Annotated in this window: 14 protein-coding genes; 4 read left to right on the top strand and 10 right to left on the bottom strand. The window is 50.6% G+C overall.

The window, feature by feature from the left end:
* Positions 1–131 precede the first annotated feature (131 nt).
* Entirely contained in the window at positions 132–347 is a 216-nt protein-coding gene (locus WD467_00700) for a hypothetical protein (GenBank protein MEX2452418.1), read from the bottom strand.
* A 152-nt stretch (positions 348–499) separates the two neighbouring features.
* On the opposite strand from WD467_00700, the gene WD467_00705 reads away from it, so the two are divergent.
* The 4 genes from WD467_00705 to WD467_00720 all read left to right on the top strand — a co-directional run bounded on the left by WD467_00705 (position 500) and on the right by WD467_00720 (position 8,218).
* Positions 500–2,020 carry a DUF2779 domain-containing protein gene (locus WD467_00705; GenBank protein ID MEX2452419.1) on the top strand — a complete coding sequence of 507 codons (1,521 nt, stop codon included), beginning with the start codon at positions 500–502 and terminating at the stop codon, positions 2,018–2,020.
* A gap of 149 nt (positions 2,021–2,169) precedes the next feature.
* A complete protein-coding gene (topA, locus tag WD467_00710; GenBank protein ID MEX2452420.1) occupies positions 2,170–4,464 on the top strand; it encodes a type I DNA topoisomerase in 2,295 nt (764 codons plus the stop codon).
* A gap of 80 nt (positions 4,465–4,544) precedes the next feature.
* Positions 4,545–5,558, top strand: coding sequence for a sigma factor-like helix-turn-helix DNA-binding protein (locus WD467_00715; protein ID MEX2452421.1), 1,014 nt, complete (start codon positions 4,545–4,547; stop codon positions 5,556–5,558).
* Positions 5,558–8,218 (top strand): type IV secretion system DNA-binding domain-containing protein, encoded by a 2,661-nt coding sequence (locus tag WD467_00720; GenBank protein MEX2452422.1) that lies wholly within the window; start codon positions 5,558–5,560, stop codon positions 8,216–8,218. The genes WD467_00715 and WD467_00720 overlap by 1 nt, the downstream gene beginning before the upstream one ends.
* Before the next feature lie 937 nt (positions 8,219–9,155).
* Here WD467_00720 and WD467_00725 read toward each other — a convergent pair.
* The 9 genes from WD467_00725 to WD467_00765 form a co-directional block, all read right to left on the bottom strand.
* The gene (locus WD467_00725; GenBank protein ID MEX2452423.1) at positions 9,156–9,929 is read right to left on the bottom strand and encodes a cell division protein FtsQ/DivIB; all 774 of its coding nucleotides are present in this window, start codon (positions 9,927–9,929) and stop codon (positions 9,156–9,158) included.
* Positions 9,929–11,023, bottom strand: coding sequence for a UDP-N-acetylglucosamine--N-acetylmuramyl-(pentapeptide) pyrophosphoryl-undecaprenol N-acetylglucosamine transferase (locus WD467_00730; GenBank protein MEX2452424.1), 1,095 nt, complete (start codon positions 11,021–11,023; stop codon positions 9,929–9,931). Before WD467_00730 ends, WD467_00725 begins: the two co-directional genes overlap by 1 nt.
* Positions 10,938–12,269: a putative peptidoglycan glycosyltransferase FtsW gene (locus WD467_00735; protein MEX2452425.1), complete on the bottom strand. Its 1,332-nt coding sequence runs from the start codon at positions 12,267–12,269 to the stop codon at positions 10,938–10,940. The genes WD467_00730 and WD467_00735 overlap by 86 nt, the downstream gene beginning before the upstream one ends.
* Positions 12,203–13,240 (bottom strand): phospho-N-acetylmuramoyl-pentapeptide-transferase, encoded by a 1,038-nt coding sequence (gene mraY, locus WD467_00740; GenBank protein MEX2452426.1) that lies wholly within the window; start codon positions 13,238–13,240, stop codon positions 12,203–12,205. Before mraY ends, WD467_00735 begins: the two co-directional genes overlap by 67 nt.
* A 51-nt stretch (positions 13,241–13,291) precedes the next feature.
* On the bottom strand, positions 13,292–15,007 hold the full coding sequence (locus WD467_00745) for a penicillin-binding protein 2 (protein MEX2452427.1): 1,716 nt from the start codon (positions 15,005–15,007) through the stop codon (positions 13,292–13,294).
* Positions 14,997–15,347, bottom strand: a complete 351-nt coding sequence (locus WD467_00750) for a hypothetical protein (GenBank protein MEX2452428.1) — start codon at positions 15,345–15,347, stop codon at positions 14,997–14,999. Before WD467_00750 ends, WD467_00745 begins: the two co-directional genes overlap by 11 nt.
* Before the next feature lie 192 nt (positions 15,348–15,539).
* A complete protein-coding gene (gene rsmH, locus WD467_00755) occupies positions 15,540–16,475 on the bottom strand; it encodes a 16S rRNA (cytosine(1402)-N(4))-methyltransferase RsmH (protein MEX2452429.1) in 936 nt (311 codons plus the stop codon).
* Between the two features lie 311 nt (positions 16,476–16,786).
* On the bottom strand, positions 16,787–17,149 hold the full coding sequence (locus WD467_00760) for a hypothetical protein (GenBank protein ID MEX2452430.1): 363 nt from the start codon (positions 17,147–17,149) through the stop codon (positions 16,787–16,789).
* A 264-nt stretch (positions 17,150–17,413) separates the two neighbouring features.
* Positions 17,414–17,989 (bottom strand): NYN domain-containing protein, encoded by a 576-nt coding sequence (locus WD467_00765; GenBank protein MEX2452431.1) that lies wholly within the window; start codon positions 17,987–17,989, stop codon positions 17,414–17,416.
* Positions 17,990–18,010: the final 21 nt, after the last annotated feature.

Consider the following 18,010-nt stretch of genomic DNA (forward strand, 5'->3'; position numbering starts at 1 on the left):
GCAAGACAGTCTATATTCTTCTGGGCCAACCGGTTCTCCTTCATTATTTAAGGTACTACGAACGCATCAATATTGACACATAAGAGTGCCGTTGTCAAACATATTACAGGGGTGGAAAATATCCGATAGGGCTATCTAGGCACGAAGAGACGGATACGCTTACCGGAGGTGATAGCCGACTGCCACTGGCGTAGCACGGAAGGGGGGAGGTTGAAGGTCACCTCGACTCGACCGTCCTGCAACTGGCGGGTACCGGTTGGGTAGTAGCGGCCCCGAGAACGACGCAGACGTCCCGGTGATACCTGCGGCATTAACATTACATCGTGATATTGAAGAGCGCGAGCCATAGGAAACCCCCTTTATTTAACTACTATTAACTTAGTCTTAGTATATACGAACAATAACCGAACATGCAAGTCTTGTTTTATAGAAAATATGTGCGGATTGACGATTAATTTGATTAATATATTGATAACAATGACTGTTATACTGACTGGTAATGATGCCGACCTACTTATCGAAATCGAACTTCATGCACTGGCTAATTCACCCGGCCTATCTCTGGCTAGAGAAGCATGAGAAGAAACGCTTACCGCCCATCACCCAGGCCGATGAATTTATGTTTAGTAAGGGCCACGACTTTGAAGCAGAAGCACGGAAGCTATTCCCAGAAGGGAAGTTGGTTGATGCAAAACCTTGGGAGTTTGCCCAGCTCAAAGCCCAGACTGTCGCCTTAATGGAGGCTAGGGAGGAGACTATCTTTCAAGCTACTGCCTTCACTGAGCGCGGTCTACTGGTTAAAAGCGATATCTTAAAAAGACGGGGGGAGGTCTGGGACTTGTACGAGGTGAAAAGCTCGACCCGGGTCAAGGATGACCATTTAACCGATCTTGCTTTCCAAGCCGTCACTTGGGCCGAAGCCGGCATCACCATTGAAGAGGTTTACGTGCTCTACGTCGATCGGGAATATGCTCGTGGAGAGAAACTAGAGCCGGAACGACTGGTACGGCAGGAATGTGTTAGCGAGGCCGTTATGGCCCGAATCCCTGGTGTAGAGCGGCAGATACCGGCAGCGCTGGCCACGCTAGAACGCAACAGTTGTCCCGATCTTGACCCGAGTCACGCAGGCAACTTAGGTGTCTGGCTACCACTCTACTTTCACCTCAACCCAGAGTTAGCTGCTGACCATCCCCTGCGACTAGCTCAGCTTAAACCGGAAGATCTGGCCCGACTACAGCAGCTTGGAGTCGAAAGTCTAACCGAAATCGAACGCTATGATGGTTTCAACGCCCGTCAGCAGAGCCAGATCAAGGCCTGGCAGATGGAGTCAAGTATAAACCATTCCGAGATCGCGAACTTCCTGAATAAGCTCGAGTTTCCGCTCTGGTTCTTAGATTACGAAACGATCTCTCACGCCGTACCGCTTTATCCCGGCACCAAGCCATACCAGGATGTACCTTTTCAGTACTCCTTGCATAAGCTCGATAGTCCGACGGCCGAGCTCAAACACTTTGAGTATCTCTCCACTAGTACCGAGTTTCCGGTACCTAAACTGCTAGAGCAGCTACAACAGGACTTAGATGGGCTAGGCAGTATATTGGTCTGGTACCAGAACTTTGAGAAAGGGATGAACGCCCGGATGGGTGAATTTTGCCCCGAGTACTCCGAGTGGCTAGCGGCCGTTAACGGCCGCATTCGCGACCTGATGATCCCGTTCTCTAGCGGCTGGTACGTCGATAAGCGTTTCGTCGGCTCGGCCTCGATTAAGAATGTCTTGCCAGTACTAGCGCCGAAGCTGAGCTACAAGACACTAAACGTGCAGGACGGTGGTAGTGCCCAAGCCGTCTGGTATGATGCGGTCTTCAACGATCGTGGTAGCGCCAAGACCTACGACAACCTACTGCAGTACTGCGCTCTCGACACTCTGGCCATGGTCGAGATCTACAACTTCCTAATTCGTCTCAGTCGAGACGATGAGCGGCCGGCAACTGGACAGCTGGAACAGGCCCAGCTTTTCTAACTAAGCATTTGCAATTACGTTTCGGCTGGGTTACATATATAAGAGCTCGCAACTTCAGGTTCGAGCGAGCTCGCTATCATTTTTAATATTTTATTCCCTGCCAGACTGTACCGGCTATCAATAAGTAATAGATAAGGACCTTTTACAATATGAGCAAAAACATCGTCATCGTCGAGTCGCCAGCTAAGGCCAAAACCATCGAGAAATTCCTCGGTCCCGATTTCAGCGTCACCTCTAGCTACGGCCACATCCGCGACCTACCGAAGAAAAGCACCGGCATCGACATCGAGAACGACTTTGCTCCAACCTACGAGATTAGTCCAGATAAGAAAAAACGTGTGAGCGAACTGAAGAAACAGGTTAAAGCTGCCGAAACTGTCTGGCTCGCCACCGATGAAGATCGAGAAGGAGAGGCCATCGCCTGGCACTTATGGCAGGCACTAGACCTAGACAAAAAAGAGGTTAAACGCATCGCCTTTCACGAGATCACTAAAACGGCAGTACAGGAAGCGATCAAGAACCCCCGCACTGTCGATCAGAACCTAGTAGATGCACAGCAAGCCCGCCGGGTACTCGACCGTCTAGTCGGCTACGAGGTCTCTCCAGTACTATGGCGTAAAGTCCGACCAGGTTTAAGCGCCGGCCGTGTCCAGTCCGTAGCCGTACGTCTAATCGTCGAACGTGAACGTGAGATCGAAAACTACACACCGGAACACAATTTTAAGATCAACGCCCACTTTAATATCCAAACTGGGGGGGAGATCGTCGCCGAACTACCAAAAGCACTCGACACCTATGATGCGGCAAATCAGTTCATGAAAGCGGCCGTTGACGCCACCTTTAGCGTCGACGAGGTCGAAACCAAGCCTTCAACCCGTAATCCAGCAGCCCCGTTTACTACGTCTAGCCTGCAGCAAACGGCCGCCCGCAAACTCGGCTTTAGCGTGCGCCAAACTATGACCCTAGCTCAACGACTGTACGAAGCAGGACATATCACCTACATGCGTACCGATAGTGTAGCTCTGGCTAGCAGCGCTACAGCCCAGGCCGCAAAACTAATCGAGCAGACTTACGGTAAAGATTATCACCAGCCACGAACCTTCAAAGCTAAGGCCGGCGCCCAGGAAGCACACGAAGCTATCCGTCCCACTGACTTCAAACGCGAGGAAGCTGGGGGTGACGCCCAGCAGCAGAAGCTATATGCTCTGATCCGGGCTCGCACCATAGCTAGTCAGATGGCCCCGGCCCAACTAGAGAAGACAAGCATACATATTAAGAGCTCAAACCACACCGAACGTCTCATAGCTAAAGGTGAGGTGGTGCAGTTTGCCGGTTTCTTAAAGGTCTACCAAGACAGCAAGGTAGCCGACACTCTTTTACCCCGCGTCGAACCCAGCGATGTACTCGAGCTAACTACACTTGAAGCTCGTGAAACCATCAAACGCGGACCGACCCGATACAATGAGGCAGCCCTCGTCCGTACCTTAGAGGAGATGGGTATCGGCCGACCATCGACCTACGCCCCGACAATCTCAACGATCCAGACGCGCGGTTACGTAGAGAAGGGCGATGTAGAGGGAACAGAGCAAACTATCAAGATAATCACTCTCATTGACAACAAACCGATAGAAACAGAAGAAACCGTGCTCTATGGCCGTGACACTAATAAGCTCTTGCCAACCCAAATCGCGCTGCTAGTAAACGATTTCTTAACTAAAAACTTTGCTAGCATCGTCGACTATGACTTCACTAAGGAAGTAGAAGAAGAGTTCGACCGTATCGCTGATGGCAAAGAGCGCTGGAACGCTATGATCGCTGATTTCTATGGCCCGTTTCATAAAAGTATCGAGGCCGCCGAAGACCTCAGTCGGGAAGAGGCGAGTGGGGCGCGTGAGGTCGGCATCGACCCGAAAACCAAGAAACCAATTATCGCCCGCATGGGTCGCTACGGTCCGATGCTACAGCTCGGTCATGCAGAAGACGAAGAGGAGAAGCCCAAGTTCGCACCCATCCCACCAGGTAGGAAGCTGCATGAGATTACTCTAGATGAGGCGCTGGAGCTGTTTGCTCTACCCCGCACGGTAGGAAAGACCGAAGACGGAGAAGAAATCACTACCAACTTCGGCCGGTTTGGCCCCTATGTCAAGGTCGGCTCGACCTACGCTGCTATCGGCGATGCCGGTGACCCATTTAGTATCGATGAGGCTACGGCTAGACGGCTAATCGCCGAGAAGCTAGAGAAGGCTCGCAAGACCGAAATCGCAACTTTCAACGGTATCCGGGTGCTTGATGGCCGTTATGGTCCATACGTAACAGACGGGAAGAAGAACGCTCGCGTACCAAAAGAGATGAAACCGGAAGAGATAACTGAGGAACAGGCTAAAGAGCTCTTAGCCAAAGCTCCGGCTCGTAAAAAGCGCCGCCGCCGTCCGGCGCGCTCCTAGTTTCTCCACAATTAGCATCAATTTTCAATTGACACTAGTTTATCGTTGTTTTATAATCATATTAACTTAAGGATCGAATCATGGAGACAACCGCTACCCCTGCGCTCAACATCCAGCAAATTGCTGCCAACATCCTCGACACCATCGATAAAGAACGCGAACGAGAAATCATCACGCGACGCTTCGGCCTGCATGGTCGCAAGGAGACTCTAGAGGAGATAGGTAATCTGCTTGGCATCACCCGTGAACGCGTACGCCAGATCGAAAAACAGGCGCTCGATAAACTACAGCAGATCGAACACCCATATCGCGAAACCCTAGAGCAGCACTTTACTGCCGCTCTAGAAGCCCTGGGTAGAATTGCCCCCTTGCATGAAGTAAGCGCCCACTCAGGCACCGAGGATCACGCCCACGTCAACTTCTTGGCACACCTGATTCCAGAAGTAGCCGTCATCCCAGAAAACGATCATTTCTACCACAGTCTAGCTCTGAGTTCACACCACGACGTTAAAAGCGTTAAACAGCTCCACGATGAGTTAATTAAAACCGTCAAACAACACAAACAACCGCTCAGCCTGTCTGAACTGCACCAGAGCTTCGGCCAAGACATAGAGGAGCACCACCTCCACGGTCTAGCCCGCTCCAGTAAACTGCTGGCCACCCTAGATGAGCGCTGGGGGCTAGCCAGTTGGCCTCAGGTCAACCCGAAAAGCATTCGAGATAAAATCTATATTATACTGCAGCGCGAACAGAAGCCGATGCACTTTAGCGACATTGCTGAGAACATCAAGAACTCCGATTTTCGGCGTAAGAACGTGACCACCCAAGCCATCCATAACGAATTAATCAAGGACAAGCGTTTCGTCCTAGTCGGACGGGGAATTTATGCCTTAAACGAGTGGGGCTTCAGTAAAGGAACAGTAGCCGACGTGATCGAGAAGGTGCTGAGCGAAGAGTCACCACTACACCGAGATGAGATAATCCAGCGTGTTTTAAAACAACGCCATGTAAAACCGACGACAATTATACTAAACTTACAAGGGAAGGAGCAATTTAAGCGAGTGGCCAAAGCCACCTACGCTTTAGCTGAATAATGAATGTAATTTTCGAGATTATCTTTACGCTCATCCAATTCCTGGGCCGCCTACTGTTTGACTGGAATGGCTGGATTCTAGTAGTGGGCATTCTAGCTTACCTAATCTGGCAAAACACCCGCAAACAACGCTGGGTGAGTGACTCCAGCTATGCACTGCTAATGCTGGAGGTCCCGCGGGACAACGACAAGCGCGAACTGTCAGCCGAGCAGTTATTTGCCAGCCTACACGGTATCCTGCGCCCCAAGCAGGAGCTACTGCGTGAAGGAGCGATCCAGGAGCACATCAGTTTCGAAATCGCTTCGGTTGGACAGCGAATCCGTTTTTATATCTGGACGCCACACCACTTGAAAAACTTCGTCGAAGGACAGGTATATGCTCAGTACCCTAGCGTAAATATCCTCGAGATTACCGAAGATTACGCCCGGACCGAGCAACCAGAGGACTCCTACACTCAGTCGGTCGAGCTAACGCTACAAAACAGCGACTACCTGCCAATCCGCACCTTTAATAGTTTCGAGGTCGACCCTTTAGGCGGGATTACCGCCGTACTAGCTAAGCTGGAAGAGAACGACGAGCAGGTCTGGATTCAGGTACTGGCCCGACCATTAGAAGACAGCTGGCACCGCAAAGGTGAGGCCTTCATTAATAAGGTTAGAAATGGCCGAGCCGGTAGTAGTGATGTAGCTGGCGATTTCTTAGCCAGTTTGCAGCGACTACTACGAGATTTCTTCGTAGCCCTCTGGCGACCACCGGAAGGTGATGGAGGGGCCGGAAAAAAACCGGAGATCTCCGATCAGCAAAAGGCGATGGCTCAAGCCGCCAGCGATAAGATCTCAAAATTAGGCTACGAGGTTACTATCCGCCTACTTCACACCGGTAACGACAAAAATCTGGCCCGACTACGTATCCAGGCTTTAGTCGGCGCCTTCAAGCAGTTTAACGACACCACCAATAGCTTCAAGGTGAAGAAGACCTACTACCAGGATGATGCGCTCTCCCGCTATAAGGCTCGCTTGTTTATTGATAAAGGTATTATCTTAAATATCGAGGAGCTAGCCAGCCTGTACCACTTACCTCATTCTAATGTCGAGACCCCTAGCATGGTCTGGGCTAATTCCCGTACAGCCGAACCACCATCAAATCTGCCCACCACTAAGGACGTACCGGGCGATCAGCTTAGCCCCTTGGGTACTACCAATTTCCGCGGCCACAACCGCCAGTTCGGCCTCAAGCGTAACGACCGTGGCCGGCACACCTACGTGGTAGGGCAGACCGGAACCGGTAAATCCTACTCCTTATTACTACTCGCTCTCTCCGATATCTACCATGATCATGGCTTCGCTGTCATCGACCCCCATGGCGACCTTGCTACCGATGTCCTACGCTACATACCGGAACATCGAGTAAAAGATGTAGTCTATTTTAACCCTTCAGATACCGATTTTCCCATCGCTTTTAACCCACTAGAAGTCACCGATCCTAGCCTTAAAAACCACATCTCATCAGAGGTAGTGGGCGCACTTAAACGTATGTTTGGCTACTCCTGGGGTCCCCGGCTTGAGTACATCTTACGCTATACGATCTTAGCCCTGTTAGATTCGCCTAATTCGACCCTACTAGGTATCACCCGTATGCTGACTGAGAAAGACTTCCGAGCCGATGTTATAGCCAAGGTAAAAGACCCGGTGGTACGTAACTTTTGGGTTAACGAATTCGCCTCATGGAACGAAAAGTTCGCCTCTGAAGCCGTAGCCCCAATCCTAAACAAGGTCGGTGCCTTCACCGCTAATCCCTTGATTCGTAACATCATCGGTCAGCCGACCAGCGCCTTTAACGTGCGAGCCATGATGGATGAAGGCAAGATATTAATCGTTAACCTCTCTCGCGGTCAGGTAGGGGAGGACAACGCTGCCACCCTGGGGGCTTTGATGGTGACGAAGATCCAGCTGGCAGCTATGTCTCGAGCTAGCATTGCCCGCATTGAAGACCGCCGGCCCTTCCAACTCTACGTCGACGAATTCCAGAACTTTGCCACCGACTCCTTCGCCGTGATTCTATCCGAAGCACGCAAGTACGGCCTCAACCTAACCATCGCTAATCAATACATCTCACAGATGCCCCAAGAGGTGCGCGACGCCGTTTTCGGTAACGTCGGTAGTATCATATCCTTCCGAGTCAGTGCTGATGATGCACCATATCTCGCCAAATACTTTGCGCCCACCTTCGAAGGGGAGGACCTGATTAAGCTTAATAACCGCCACTTCGTCATTAGTATGAGCATCGACGGAGAAAAAGTTCCGGCCTTTACCGCTCTCTCGCTCAATGTACCGGCCAGTGAGTCCGATTTTATCCCCCAGATTATCACTGAGACGCGTAATAACTTCAGTTCTTCCCGGGCCGATGTCGAGGCCCAGATCAACGCCTGGGCCGAGCCAAAGCGAGGCAGTGAAGGGGCCAGACAACCCCAAGCTCAAGCAAACGGTGGCCGTTCACCCCGTCATTCCCAGCAAAAGCCATCAGAGAAAGCTCAGCGCTCCACCAAACAGCCCCAGCACGTCCCCAAGACACAGTCCCACCGTACCACTCCGGCCACCGAACCGGCCCCGGATGGCAAGATCAACCATGGTGAGGTGATCCGGCTACGCAAACGTCCCTAAAATCAGGCTGAGTTCTAGAGAGTAGTAGTTAGGTAGCAGAGGTCTTACATAACTAGAAAAGATAAACTTATAAGTTCTGGAACGTTAAGTTACGTCTCTACCCGGTCCTGAAGAAATCGATATTTTATAAGTGTGAGATACTATGAATTGAGTGTATGGGTGTTTGTAATTTGTTCGGTTTCAGTAGAAATAGCTAATTTACAGGGGTCATCTGGCTGATTGGATCTAAAATGGCTATAGGGGTGGTCATCTGTTAATTATCAGGCGATTGAGACGCAGCGAAGACCCAAACAGATAATATAAACCCTAAGAGGCAGATTTGCTCGCCATAACGCATGGAAGCATAGCCAAGGTCCGAAGTGGTTAGGAAAGAGTGGAGTGGCTTGATTCGAACGGAGCATAATCCAGAAGAAAGGTCAGAGTGATCCGCCAGCCAGACGGAGAGAAGGTAAACTCGAACGTGAATGTAGTGCGTAATGCTACGTCGCACAATGTATATTTTGCGAAGCTTGAATATAGTGTCCATACACGACTCAATACACCTAGGCTCTAGGGCACTACCGACGAGAATAGGGGGCTGTTAAGCCTTTAACGCTCCTCCGGCAACTACACTGTAGTCTTTAACTCACTCCCTTAGTGGTCGCACTGAGCTCTGAATTCAACTCGCGTAATAACCACTAGCCCCAGCCTGTAGCCTGACTACCCGCTGGGGCCTCAGGCACTGGGTAAAATGTGATGTACGTCACAGTTTTCCACAGCTCGGAGTCAAATATACTATGACCATTTTATTTGACAACTACCCCCTTCTATCCTCTCCTACTCCCCCTCCCTTATATTTGACACTAACAATTTCTGTATTTATAATATGTTTTTTCTGCACTTAGCCCATTAACGAAAAATATGAACAATAACCGAACAAAGGTAGGAGAGTGGGAGACTAGCGCCAATAGACCTTATACGGCAAGCGGACATCGATATACTGCCGAATGGTCTCGCCCTGTTCGGCCGCTTGAGCCTGTACGCGGGCGATATTGTCCAACTGCACCGCTATATCCTCTTGTGTGGCAAAACGAATCTGATAACCCGCCGCTAGAGTTACGTGTAGTTCGCTAGTCGTCTCGAGTACACGAAGCTCGGTCCAGTCTAGTCGGCTGTCGACAATCGCCTGGACAAAACTAATAAAGTTATCGGGTACAACCTGTCTCCCTAACTCCACCGGAAGATTAGCCGCATCCCGTACTAGCGGCAGCTCAGTTGATGCATCACGAGTGATAGCGACACCATTACGATCGAGCAAATAGACCTCTTCCCCACTCTGCCACTGTAGGCTGGGCTCATGTTCTACCGCAGTCAATTGGAGCGTACGCTGATGCCACTGTCGCTGTAACTCAAAAGCAGCGATGGAATCGCTATACTTACCAGCTAGCTCTTCCAAGGACGCTTCACTCACCTGCCACTGAAAGTTAAATCGGCTTTCGGCTGTCACCTGCACCTCACGCTCGAGGTCAGGATCCAAATCACTGATCACCTCAATCGAAGTGATGAAGCTGTACCAGCCCACCAGCCCGAGCACTACTAAGAGCAAGACGGCGGCCGCTTGAGCCGGCCACGAGACGGAGCGTGAAGCTTTGGCCGCTGCCTTGCCCCGATGGTAGGTCGCTTGAAACTGGGGTTTGGCCTCTGGACTAGGACGGCGACGGGCGCGGGCCATTACTCTTCACCTTCTGCCGAGTAGGGCTCTAATACCATGGTAGCAATCCGCTCAGCCGCATCAGCGCGGGCAAAAGCTGAGATACGCTCCTGTAGTTGAGTCCGGTATCCACTGTCACTAGTCAGACGCTCCAAAGTATCAGCTAGATGCTGCGGGTCTAACTCACTCTGGGGTAGTAGTACAATAGCCCCATGTTCAGCAAGTGCTAAGGCATTCTGGTGTTGATGGTTACCGCTCAAACTAGGATGCGGTACGATCAAGCTAACCTTACGCAGAGCGGCCAGTTCCGCTAGCGTGTTAGCCCCAGCCCGAGCGATTACGACGTCAGCCAGCTGCAGAGCTGCTGCCATCTCTTCCAGTAGAAACGGATACTGGTGGTAGTGCGGTCTACTGAGTGCAGCCGTTTTATTATCCCCGGTGATATGAATGATCTCAAAACGATCAGTAATCTCAGCTAATCGAGTAACGCAGCTATTCAAACTCTCGGAGCCCAGACTACCGCCCACGGCTAAGATGACCGGTTTATCGCTAGCGATACCGAAACTAGCCCGTGAGGGTGAGGCCGCTTCTAGCAGCTCGATGCGAATGGGATTACCTAAGTTCACGTAGCCGGGCAGCGGAAAACCACTGATTCGATAGGGCGTCAGCCGAGATAGCAATCGGTTGGCCAGACCCGGAACCGAGTCTGACTCGTGGATTACAAAGGGAATACGTAAGCACCAGGCCGCTAAACCGACCGGCACACCGACATAACCACCCTTGATGAAGATGCGCTCGGGCCGAAGGCGAATCAGCAAAGCCAGACTCTGTAGCAGACCGATACCGACCCGTACCAAATCACGCACGTTGAACCAAAGTGTCTTGAGATCAAGCCAACGCTGCCGCCGAGTGCGGTTATGATAACGGCGAACCTTACCGGCCTTGATCTGGTGAAGATGAACGCCGCTTGAGGCCATCAGCTCTCGCTCCCGCCGTTCACCGAGGCCGATATAGTGAATATCTACCGTTTTAGCTTGAGATTTGAGGGCTCGGACGACGGCTAGAATGGGTGTTATGTGCCCGCCGCTGCCCCCGCCTGCGACTACGATCCGCATGGGGTCTCCTTACTGTATATTTCGAAACATTTACTACGATACCGAGAGCCGCCAGCATGAATACTAGACTACTGCCTCCATAACTGACGAACGGTAGTGGAATACCGGTTAAAGGTATAATACCAAGCATGGCCATCATATTCACCGTTGCCTGCATTCCGAGCCAGACCGTAATACCCACTACCAGCAGTTGAGAAAACCGATCCGGAGCGTTCTCAGCCACGCGCAGCATCCGATAAATCAGCAGACAGAAGAGGATGATTATAGTGCTGGCTCCGATAAAACCAAACATCTCACCGATAATAGCGAAGATCGAATCGTTAGCAGCCTCCGGTAAGTAACCATAAACCTGAATACTCCGTCCCAAGCCTAAGCCGAAAAGACCACCGGAGCCGATAGCGATTAAGGCCTGATGTAAGTGATAACCGGTCTCAGCCAGATTCTCGCTAGGACTGAAGAAGGTCCGGACTCGCTCCATCCGGTGGGGAAAAAGAACAATGTTAAGTAGCCCAAAGGCCGAACCTGCCCCGAGCAAGATAGCTAGCTGCTGCCAGCGCACCCCGCTCATAAAAAATACCGCCACCACGATACTAGAGATTACCAACATCGTACCCATATCTTTCTGGTGGATGAGCACAAAAATCGAAACGATACCGAGCAAGATAACTACCGGCCAGAGCGTCAATTTATAGTTAGCCAACTCACTATCCTTCACCCGGGTAAACCAGCTAGCAACCAGGACGGCAACGGTCAGCTTGATCAGTTCGGCCGGTTGAAAACTAAGCGGACCAAGACCTACCCAGCGTGTAGCGCCCTTCTCAGTGATAGCGACACCCGGAATGAACATCAGTAGCAAAGCCACTCCGGTTCCGATTAGGAGTAACGGCAAGAGCTGAGTACGCCAGCGCGACCAGTGAATCCGACTAAAGATAAAAAAGGCTACCAGAGCCACTCCGATATTACGTAGCTGGCCGTACATAAAGTAGTTGCGATTAACATCATCGACCAGCTTATGAGATAGAATCGGGCTAACAGCATAGATGACAACTAGGCCCAGCAGGGTCAGAAGCAAAGTTATAAGGATTAGGCTGACGTCAGCCCGATGACGACGGCCCGCTCCAACTACCCCATCTGAACTACTGCCTCGTCTAATTAACTGGCGGGCAGAATAAGCAGGTTTCACAACTGTCCGCCGAGAACGGCTATCACCAATCCCAGCATGGCTAACATCGCTCCTAGAATCCAAAAACGCATCGTAACTTTAGTTTCTGGCCAGCCGATAGCCTCGAAATGGTGGTGTACCGGAGCGGAGAGGAAGATCTTTCGTTTAAAGATTTTCTTCGACATAATCTGAAGGCTACTGGAAGCGATCTCTAACACGAAGATACCGGCTATAATAGGTAGCAGCAGTACAGTGTCAGTTAAAAGCGCCACCACCGCCAGTGTAGTACCGAGAGCAAAAGAACCGACATCACCCATAAAGAAGCGAGCAGGATGGATGTTAAACCAGGTATAGGACAAGAGCGATCCGACCACGGTAGCACAGAAGATAGCGATACCGAAGTTACCCTGCACCATAGCGATAACGGTATAAACCATAAAGACTATGGCTAATAATCCACCGGCTAGCCCGTCAAGACCATCGGTGATGTTGACCGCATTGGCGGTCGATACAATGACAAAGATGAAGAGCGGAATAATCAACCAGCCGAGCGAGATAGTATCAAAGAACGGCACTGACAACGAAGTATAACCCAGCTTAGTGTAGGCATAAACACTTAAGACAGTGGCGATCGAGAGGATGAGACTGAATTTAATCGGTGTACGAAGCCCAGCCATACCGGTGTTCTGGCCGCGGATGTTGATAAAATCGTCGATTAGCCCGACTCCCCCTGCCGTGATTAGAGCCGCCAGGGGTAGTAATGTCTGGGCCGTACTAAGGTTAAATAGCACCGTAATCAAGGAGATTGCTACCACCATGATCACACCGGCCATCGTCGGGATATGACGTTTGTGCTTAGCGGCGTGAAGCTTATGAAAAACTGGTGCCTTCTCTCCAGTGGTGGCAGTGTCCCGAATTCGCTTCCAAGCTTTATACTTATAGGCTAGATGAGTATAGATAGGGGTTAGAGCCATTGAGACCAGAAATCCGGCAAAAGCAGCCAAGGTAATCTCGAGTAATATAGGCTCTATGGAGGCGAAGTCTAAGTTTTGCATAATGTTGATTTTACTGCCTTACTAATACCTGTTAATTATAACATAATTCGTTTATTCCGAGGGTATGCCGGCGTATTTAACCAGCCAATCGATAATGTCAGCAAAGACCGGTCCAGCCCCACCGGAACCAGCGTAGGTGACATTATGTGGATCATCGATCCGTACCATCATGATGTAACGCGGGTTATCTACCGGCGCGAACCCGATGAAAGACCCGATGTATTCACCGTCCAGATAACCACCATCTGGGCTTGGGATCTCCGAAGTACCTGTCTTCCCGCCTACCTTATGCTCAGGAATTAGTCGCGTAATCGCCCAACCACCACCTTTCTGCACCGAATCATCCATCATCCGACGAATACTAGCCGTGGTGCTGTCGGTCACTACTGACTCCCCTACCACCTCCGGCTCAGTATCGATCACTGTACCGTCGGGCGCAATCTCATAGTCCACCAGATGAGGCCGATACATCGTACCACCGTTAATCACGGCTGCCATCGAAGTGGTCATTCTAACCATAGTAGTGGCAATTCCCTGGCCGAAGGTCATGTTGGCATAGTTAACCGCTCCCACCGACTCTGGAGTATTCATGTGCAGCTCCGGCTCACCGGGCTGTTCGATGTCGGTACGAGTCGTAAGCTGCAGATTACCGGTGAAAAAACTGTGTAGGGCCGTCTTAGCCTGGGTGTTTATCTCGCCACCGCCTAGCCGTTCCAGAATATATACGACCCCAGTGTTGATCGACTCGATGATGATGTCAGTCATCGATTTAGTTCGATCTCCCCCACCTTCGGTATTGCGAATCACAGCATCATCAACCTTAACCGCCCCGGCATCATAGAAGGTCTCTTCCTCGTCGATCGCGCCACCATTGAGTCCGGCCGCCATAGTAAAAACCTTGAAGCCGGATCCGGGCTCAAACGTACCGGTAGCAGCCACGTTAGAAAAGCGACTGTAATCTTCAACTTCGCTGTACTTATTCGGGTCGAAACTCGGATAGTTGGCCATAGCCACTACCTCACCGCTATTCGGATCCATGATGACAGCGTGAGCCGAGCGAGCGCTTGTCGCCTTAACGTGCTCAGCTAGCACACTCTCCACCTTGGCCTGAACATTACGATCGATGGTTAAGTAAATGTCACTACCGTGCTGCGGTGCACGCTGAATATTATCACTAGTAGCGATTGGTACCCCGTTGGAATCGGTTTCAATATCAAACAATCCTGGCGTTCCGCTGAGTGAGGAGTCAAGGTACTCTTCGATACCATACTGACCCTCGCCGTCAGTATTGACAAAGCCCATCACCTGAGAGGCAAGACTACCCTCAGGATAAACCCTACGGTAGTTATCACTTAGGCCGATACCTGATATTTCTAGCTCCTCGATAGCCTGAGCGGCTTCAAGGGTGATTTCCCGCTCCAATCGCACGTAGCCATCAGCTGCCGTCAACTGCTCTGAGTAATCACGGCCTAAAGCTGCTTCCAGCCCGCTCACTACATCATCGAGATCAAATATATAACGGGTGTCGGCATAAAGCGTCTTAAGATTACGATTCATCGCCAATGGTACCGGCTCACCGCGGTCATAAGCATAAATTCGACCGCGCTGAGGGGCAATCTCGAACTTCCGACTGTGTGACTGGCTAGCTAGAACACTAAAGTAGTCGTGCCGCACTAGCTGCAGATAACCTAAGCGCAGCAGCACTACTCCGGCGAGCGCTAAAAAAATAAGACCAATAACTTGTAGGCGTGACTGATTATCTATCATAGGAGACGTTGGCTTCCGGGACTAACCCGGCGGTAGCACTAGCACTTTCGATCCGAGCAACCGACTGCAGACGAGCCGCCTCTACCTGCAACTCCTGCTGCTCCTCTATCAACGTAGCCTGCTGCTGGCTTAACTCATTGATTTCATACCCGTAGACGCTGGTTTTAGTGATTTGCGTCAAGTACAGCAGTGCTAGAACCCCGATAATAATAGCTAAGAATAAGGTCGATGTCACGGGTCCGAGGTGCTGCGAGGCACGATAGCCGCCGAGCTGAGAGTTGCGACCTACTCGCCGTTGGCGGGAGGCTCTAGACTGGACTAATGCCTGTTGATAATACATATGTTTGTTTTCCTGTTTTGTTTCCTGCTAGAGCAAGGATTAGTTTGGTTTTTATTTTTATCGTTTTAGGTTATGTCACCTAGCTGCGGAAGTAGAGTTCCACAGCTAGGCGTTCAGGCCTACGCCCGAACTAAGCTTAGAACTTTGACTTCGACTTTTTGTGCTCGTAGGCTGTTGCCGAGAGCTTTTACTTTAATGGCCATTTCTTACCTCCTGTTTGTTTTTTGCTCCCGTTCGCCGGGGCGAATCGAGAGTGTGACCGTTTGTATTTTTAATCGCGACTCGTAGCTTAGCACTGCGAGCTCGCGGGTTGGAAACATCTTCATTTTTCCCCTGTACCACCTTCTTATTGACCGGTGTCAGGGTCTGGCTCTCCCGGATAAAGTTCTTGACCAGTCGATCCTCTAGGCTATGAAAGCTGATGATACCGATCCGGCCACCGGGGGCAAGGAGTGATTCGATTCGTGGTAGGGCGCGAGCAAGCTGTCCCAATTCGTCGTTAACGGCGATACGCAAAGCCTGAAAGGTACGGGTCGCCGGATGAATCCGAGACTTGCCCCGATAGGCTCTTGCAACTATTTGAGCTAGCTGCTTAGTATCGCTTAATGGACGAGCTTGGACGATAGCACGAGCGATAGGCCGGGACTGACGTTCTTCACCGAACTGATAAATCAGATCGGCTAGATCCCGCTCCGTGAAGTGGTTGACGATCTGCTCGGCCGTAAAATCGGCCGTAGAGTCCATCCGCATATCCAACGGTGCGCTTACTTTAAAGCTAAAGCCACGATTCGAATTGTCAAGCTGCGGTGATGACACGCCTAGATCCGCCAAAATCACATCATACGGACCTGAGAGTTGAGCTAACGCTCCAGCGTAATCATCTTTGATGATACGGGCGCGCGAACCGAACGCCTGCTCTAATTGAGCTATGGCCTGCGGATCACGATCGACTAAAGTCATCTCCCCTGTCGAGCCAATAGCAGACGCGATAGCGCTAGCATGACCCCCGTAACCGGCCGTTATATCGAGATAACGTTCTCCCGGTCTTGGTACGAGAAGATCCAGCACTGCTTGAAGCAGGACCGGTTCGTGAAAATTAGATTGGTGGTTTTGGTTTTTGTTTTGCATGTCAAGATCACCTAAGTAGCAGTCAGCTTTTTATGTTTGTGGTGTTTTTGTTTTAGTTGAACCCCGTCCGAGCCCGAAGGCTACTGGAGGGTTGCTATATCCCGCCGAAGCGGGAGTTGTGGTAAGGAATTAGAATAATTCCTTAAAAAAGAGAGACGTGTGAGGTGGAGTTGTTGTTTTGGAGATTTGAGGTGCGAGGGTTTTTTATCAGGTGTTATACCCTAAAACCACCCGCTGACTGCCACATAGCTGATCTCGAGCTTGTTTTTGTTTTTGTTTTTTAAAGGTGCCAATCAGAGTTTGATTACTACTTAAGGGGCGCTTACTCGCCAGTATTTACCGATCCGGACGGCTACAACTGTCTTAGTGATGCCGGCGTAATCGAGCAAGCTTTGATCTATGGTGATACGGCCTTGCTTCTGGTCAAGGCTAGCCGACTGCTTTCCGGTTCGAAACCGAACATTCAAGTCTGCTATACGCTCATCCAGAATGTCACCAGCTAATGCCGGTTCCATATCCGCTTCCCATACATTCGAACTATAAAGGTGCAAGTAGTTGCCAAATCCTCGGGTGATGACTACACCGCCACCAGCGAACTCTGCCCTGACATCGGTCGGTATGGTTAACCGATTCTTGTCATCCAGCTTGCGTTCGAAGTAGTCGAGTCGTGTCATATTATTAATTCCCTTGGATTGCTTGGTGGGGCTTACCCACTGCTACCCACTACAACTAATATATAACGATTCAATACCCACGTCTAGGTAATATAGGGCGAATTTTTACCGAACATAAGCCTAAATAGCCCAGGTTAAGCCATATAGCGCCTTGGCACCAGAAAGACCCGCTATATATGAGGACCCTTGGAGCGCTCTAGGTAGGAGCTGCCTCCACCTAGACGACATATCGACATCGATAGCAGCTTAGTGTCGCGTAAACGGCTAAGAACGACCCTTACCACCGCGGGTTTGCCGGCGCATCTGTTGACCGTACTGTACTCGTTTCCGAATATCGTTCATATAAGTGACGTGCTTGCTGTCAAACTCTTCCATCCGGTCGAACAGTGAAGAGTATTTATCCTTGTTCGGGATGACGATCTGCTTCAGTTTCTTCGCACTGACTAAGTGCCGGATCAGCCCGGCGAAGTCACCATCACCGGTTATAATGACCGCTTGGTCGTAGTTGTTAATATCGATCATGACCTGCAGCACCATCTCGGCGTCGACATTACCTTTGATCTCACTATCACCGTGGCGAATTAAGGGTTTAAATACCAAGATAAAGCCGGCCTCTTGCAGGGCATTATACAGCGGCTGCTGCTCCTCCATGAAGCCGACAAACATATAAGCGCGCGTGACGTCGAAATCGCTCTCCAGTAGATCACGAAACTTCTTATAATCGAGCTTCCAGCCTAGGGATTGCACACCCATATTGAGGTTCTGACCGTCAATGAAGGCGTAGTTATTGGCTTTAGTGTTATTTTTGTTATCTGGTTGGTTGGACTGGGGTTGGGTCATAAGAAATCCTTAAGTTTTAAA

The organism is Candidatus Saccharimonadales bacterium (genome assembly GCA_040903985.1).
Classification (GTDB): Bacteria; Patescibacteriota; Saccharimonadia; order QS-5-54-17; family QS-5-54-17; genus JBBDUI01.

What these genes read in the sequence shown, in the direction of transcription:
- WD467_00700 (MEX2452418.1), bottom strand. Translation starts at nt 347, where the DNA reads ATGGCTCGCGCTCTTCAATATCACGATGTAATGTTAATGCCGCAGGTA.
- WD467_00705 (MEX2452419.1), top strand. Translation starts at nt 500, where the DNA reads ATGATGCCGACCTACTTATCGAAATCGAACTTCATGCACTGGCTAATT.
- topA (MEX2452420.1), top strand. Translation starts at nt 2,170, where the DNA reads ATGAGCAAAAACATCGTCATCGTCGAGTCGCCAGCTAAGGCCAAAACC.
- WD467_00715 (MEX2452421.1), top strand. Translation starts at nt 4,545, where the DNA reads ATGGAGACAACCGCTACCCCTGCGCTCAACATCCAGCAAATTGCTGCC.
- WD467_00720 (MEX2452422.1), top strand. Translation starts at nt 5,558, where the DNA reads ATGAATGTAATTTTCGAGATTATCTTTACGCTCATCCAATTCCTGGGC.
- WD467_00725 (MEX2452423.1), bottom strand. Translation starts at nt 9,929, where the DNA reads ATGGCCCGCGCCCGTCGCCGTCCTAGTCCAGAGGCCAAACCCCAGTTT.
- WD467_00730 (MEX2452424.1), bottom strand. Translation starts at nt 11,023, where the DNA reads ATGCGGATCGTAGTCGCAGGCGGGGGCAGCGGCGGGCACATAACACCC.
- mraY (MEX2452426.1), bottom strand. Translation starts at nt 13,240, where the DNA reads ATGCAAAACTTAGACTTCGCCTCCATAGAGCCTATATTACTCGAGATT.
- WD467_00745 (MEX2452427.1), bottom strand. Translation starts at nt 15,007, where the DNA reads ATGATAGATAATCAGTCACGCCTACAAGTTATTGGTCTTATTTTTTTA.
- WD467_00750 (MEX2452428.1), bottom strand. Translation starts at nt 15,347, where the DNA reads ATGTATTATCAACAGGCATTAGTCCAGTCTAGAGCCTCCCGCCAACGG.
- rsmH (MEX2452429.1), bottom strand. Translation starts at nt 16,475, where the DNA reads ATGCAAAACAAAAACCAAAACCACCAATCTAATTTTCACGAACCGGTC.
- WD467_00760 (MEX2452430.1), bottom strand. Translation starts at nt 17,149, where the DNA reads ATGACACGACTCGACTACTTCGAACGCAAGCTGGATGACAAGAATCGG.
- WD467_00765 (MEX2452431.1), bottom strand. Translation starts at nt 17,989, where the DNA reads ATGACCCAACCCCAGTCCAACCAACCAGATAACAAAAATAACACTAAA.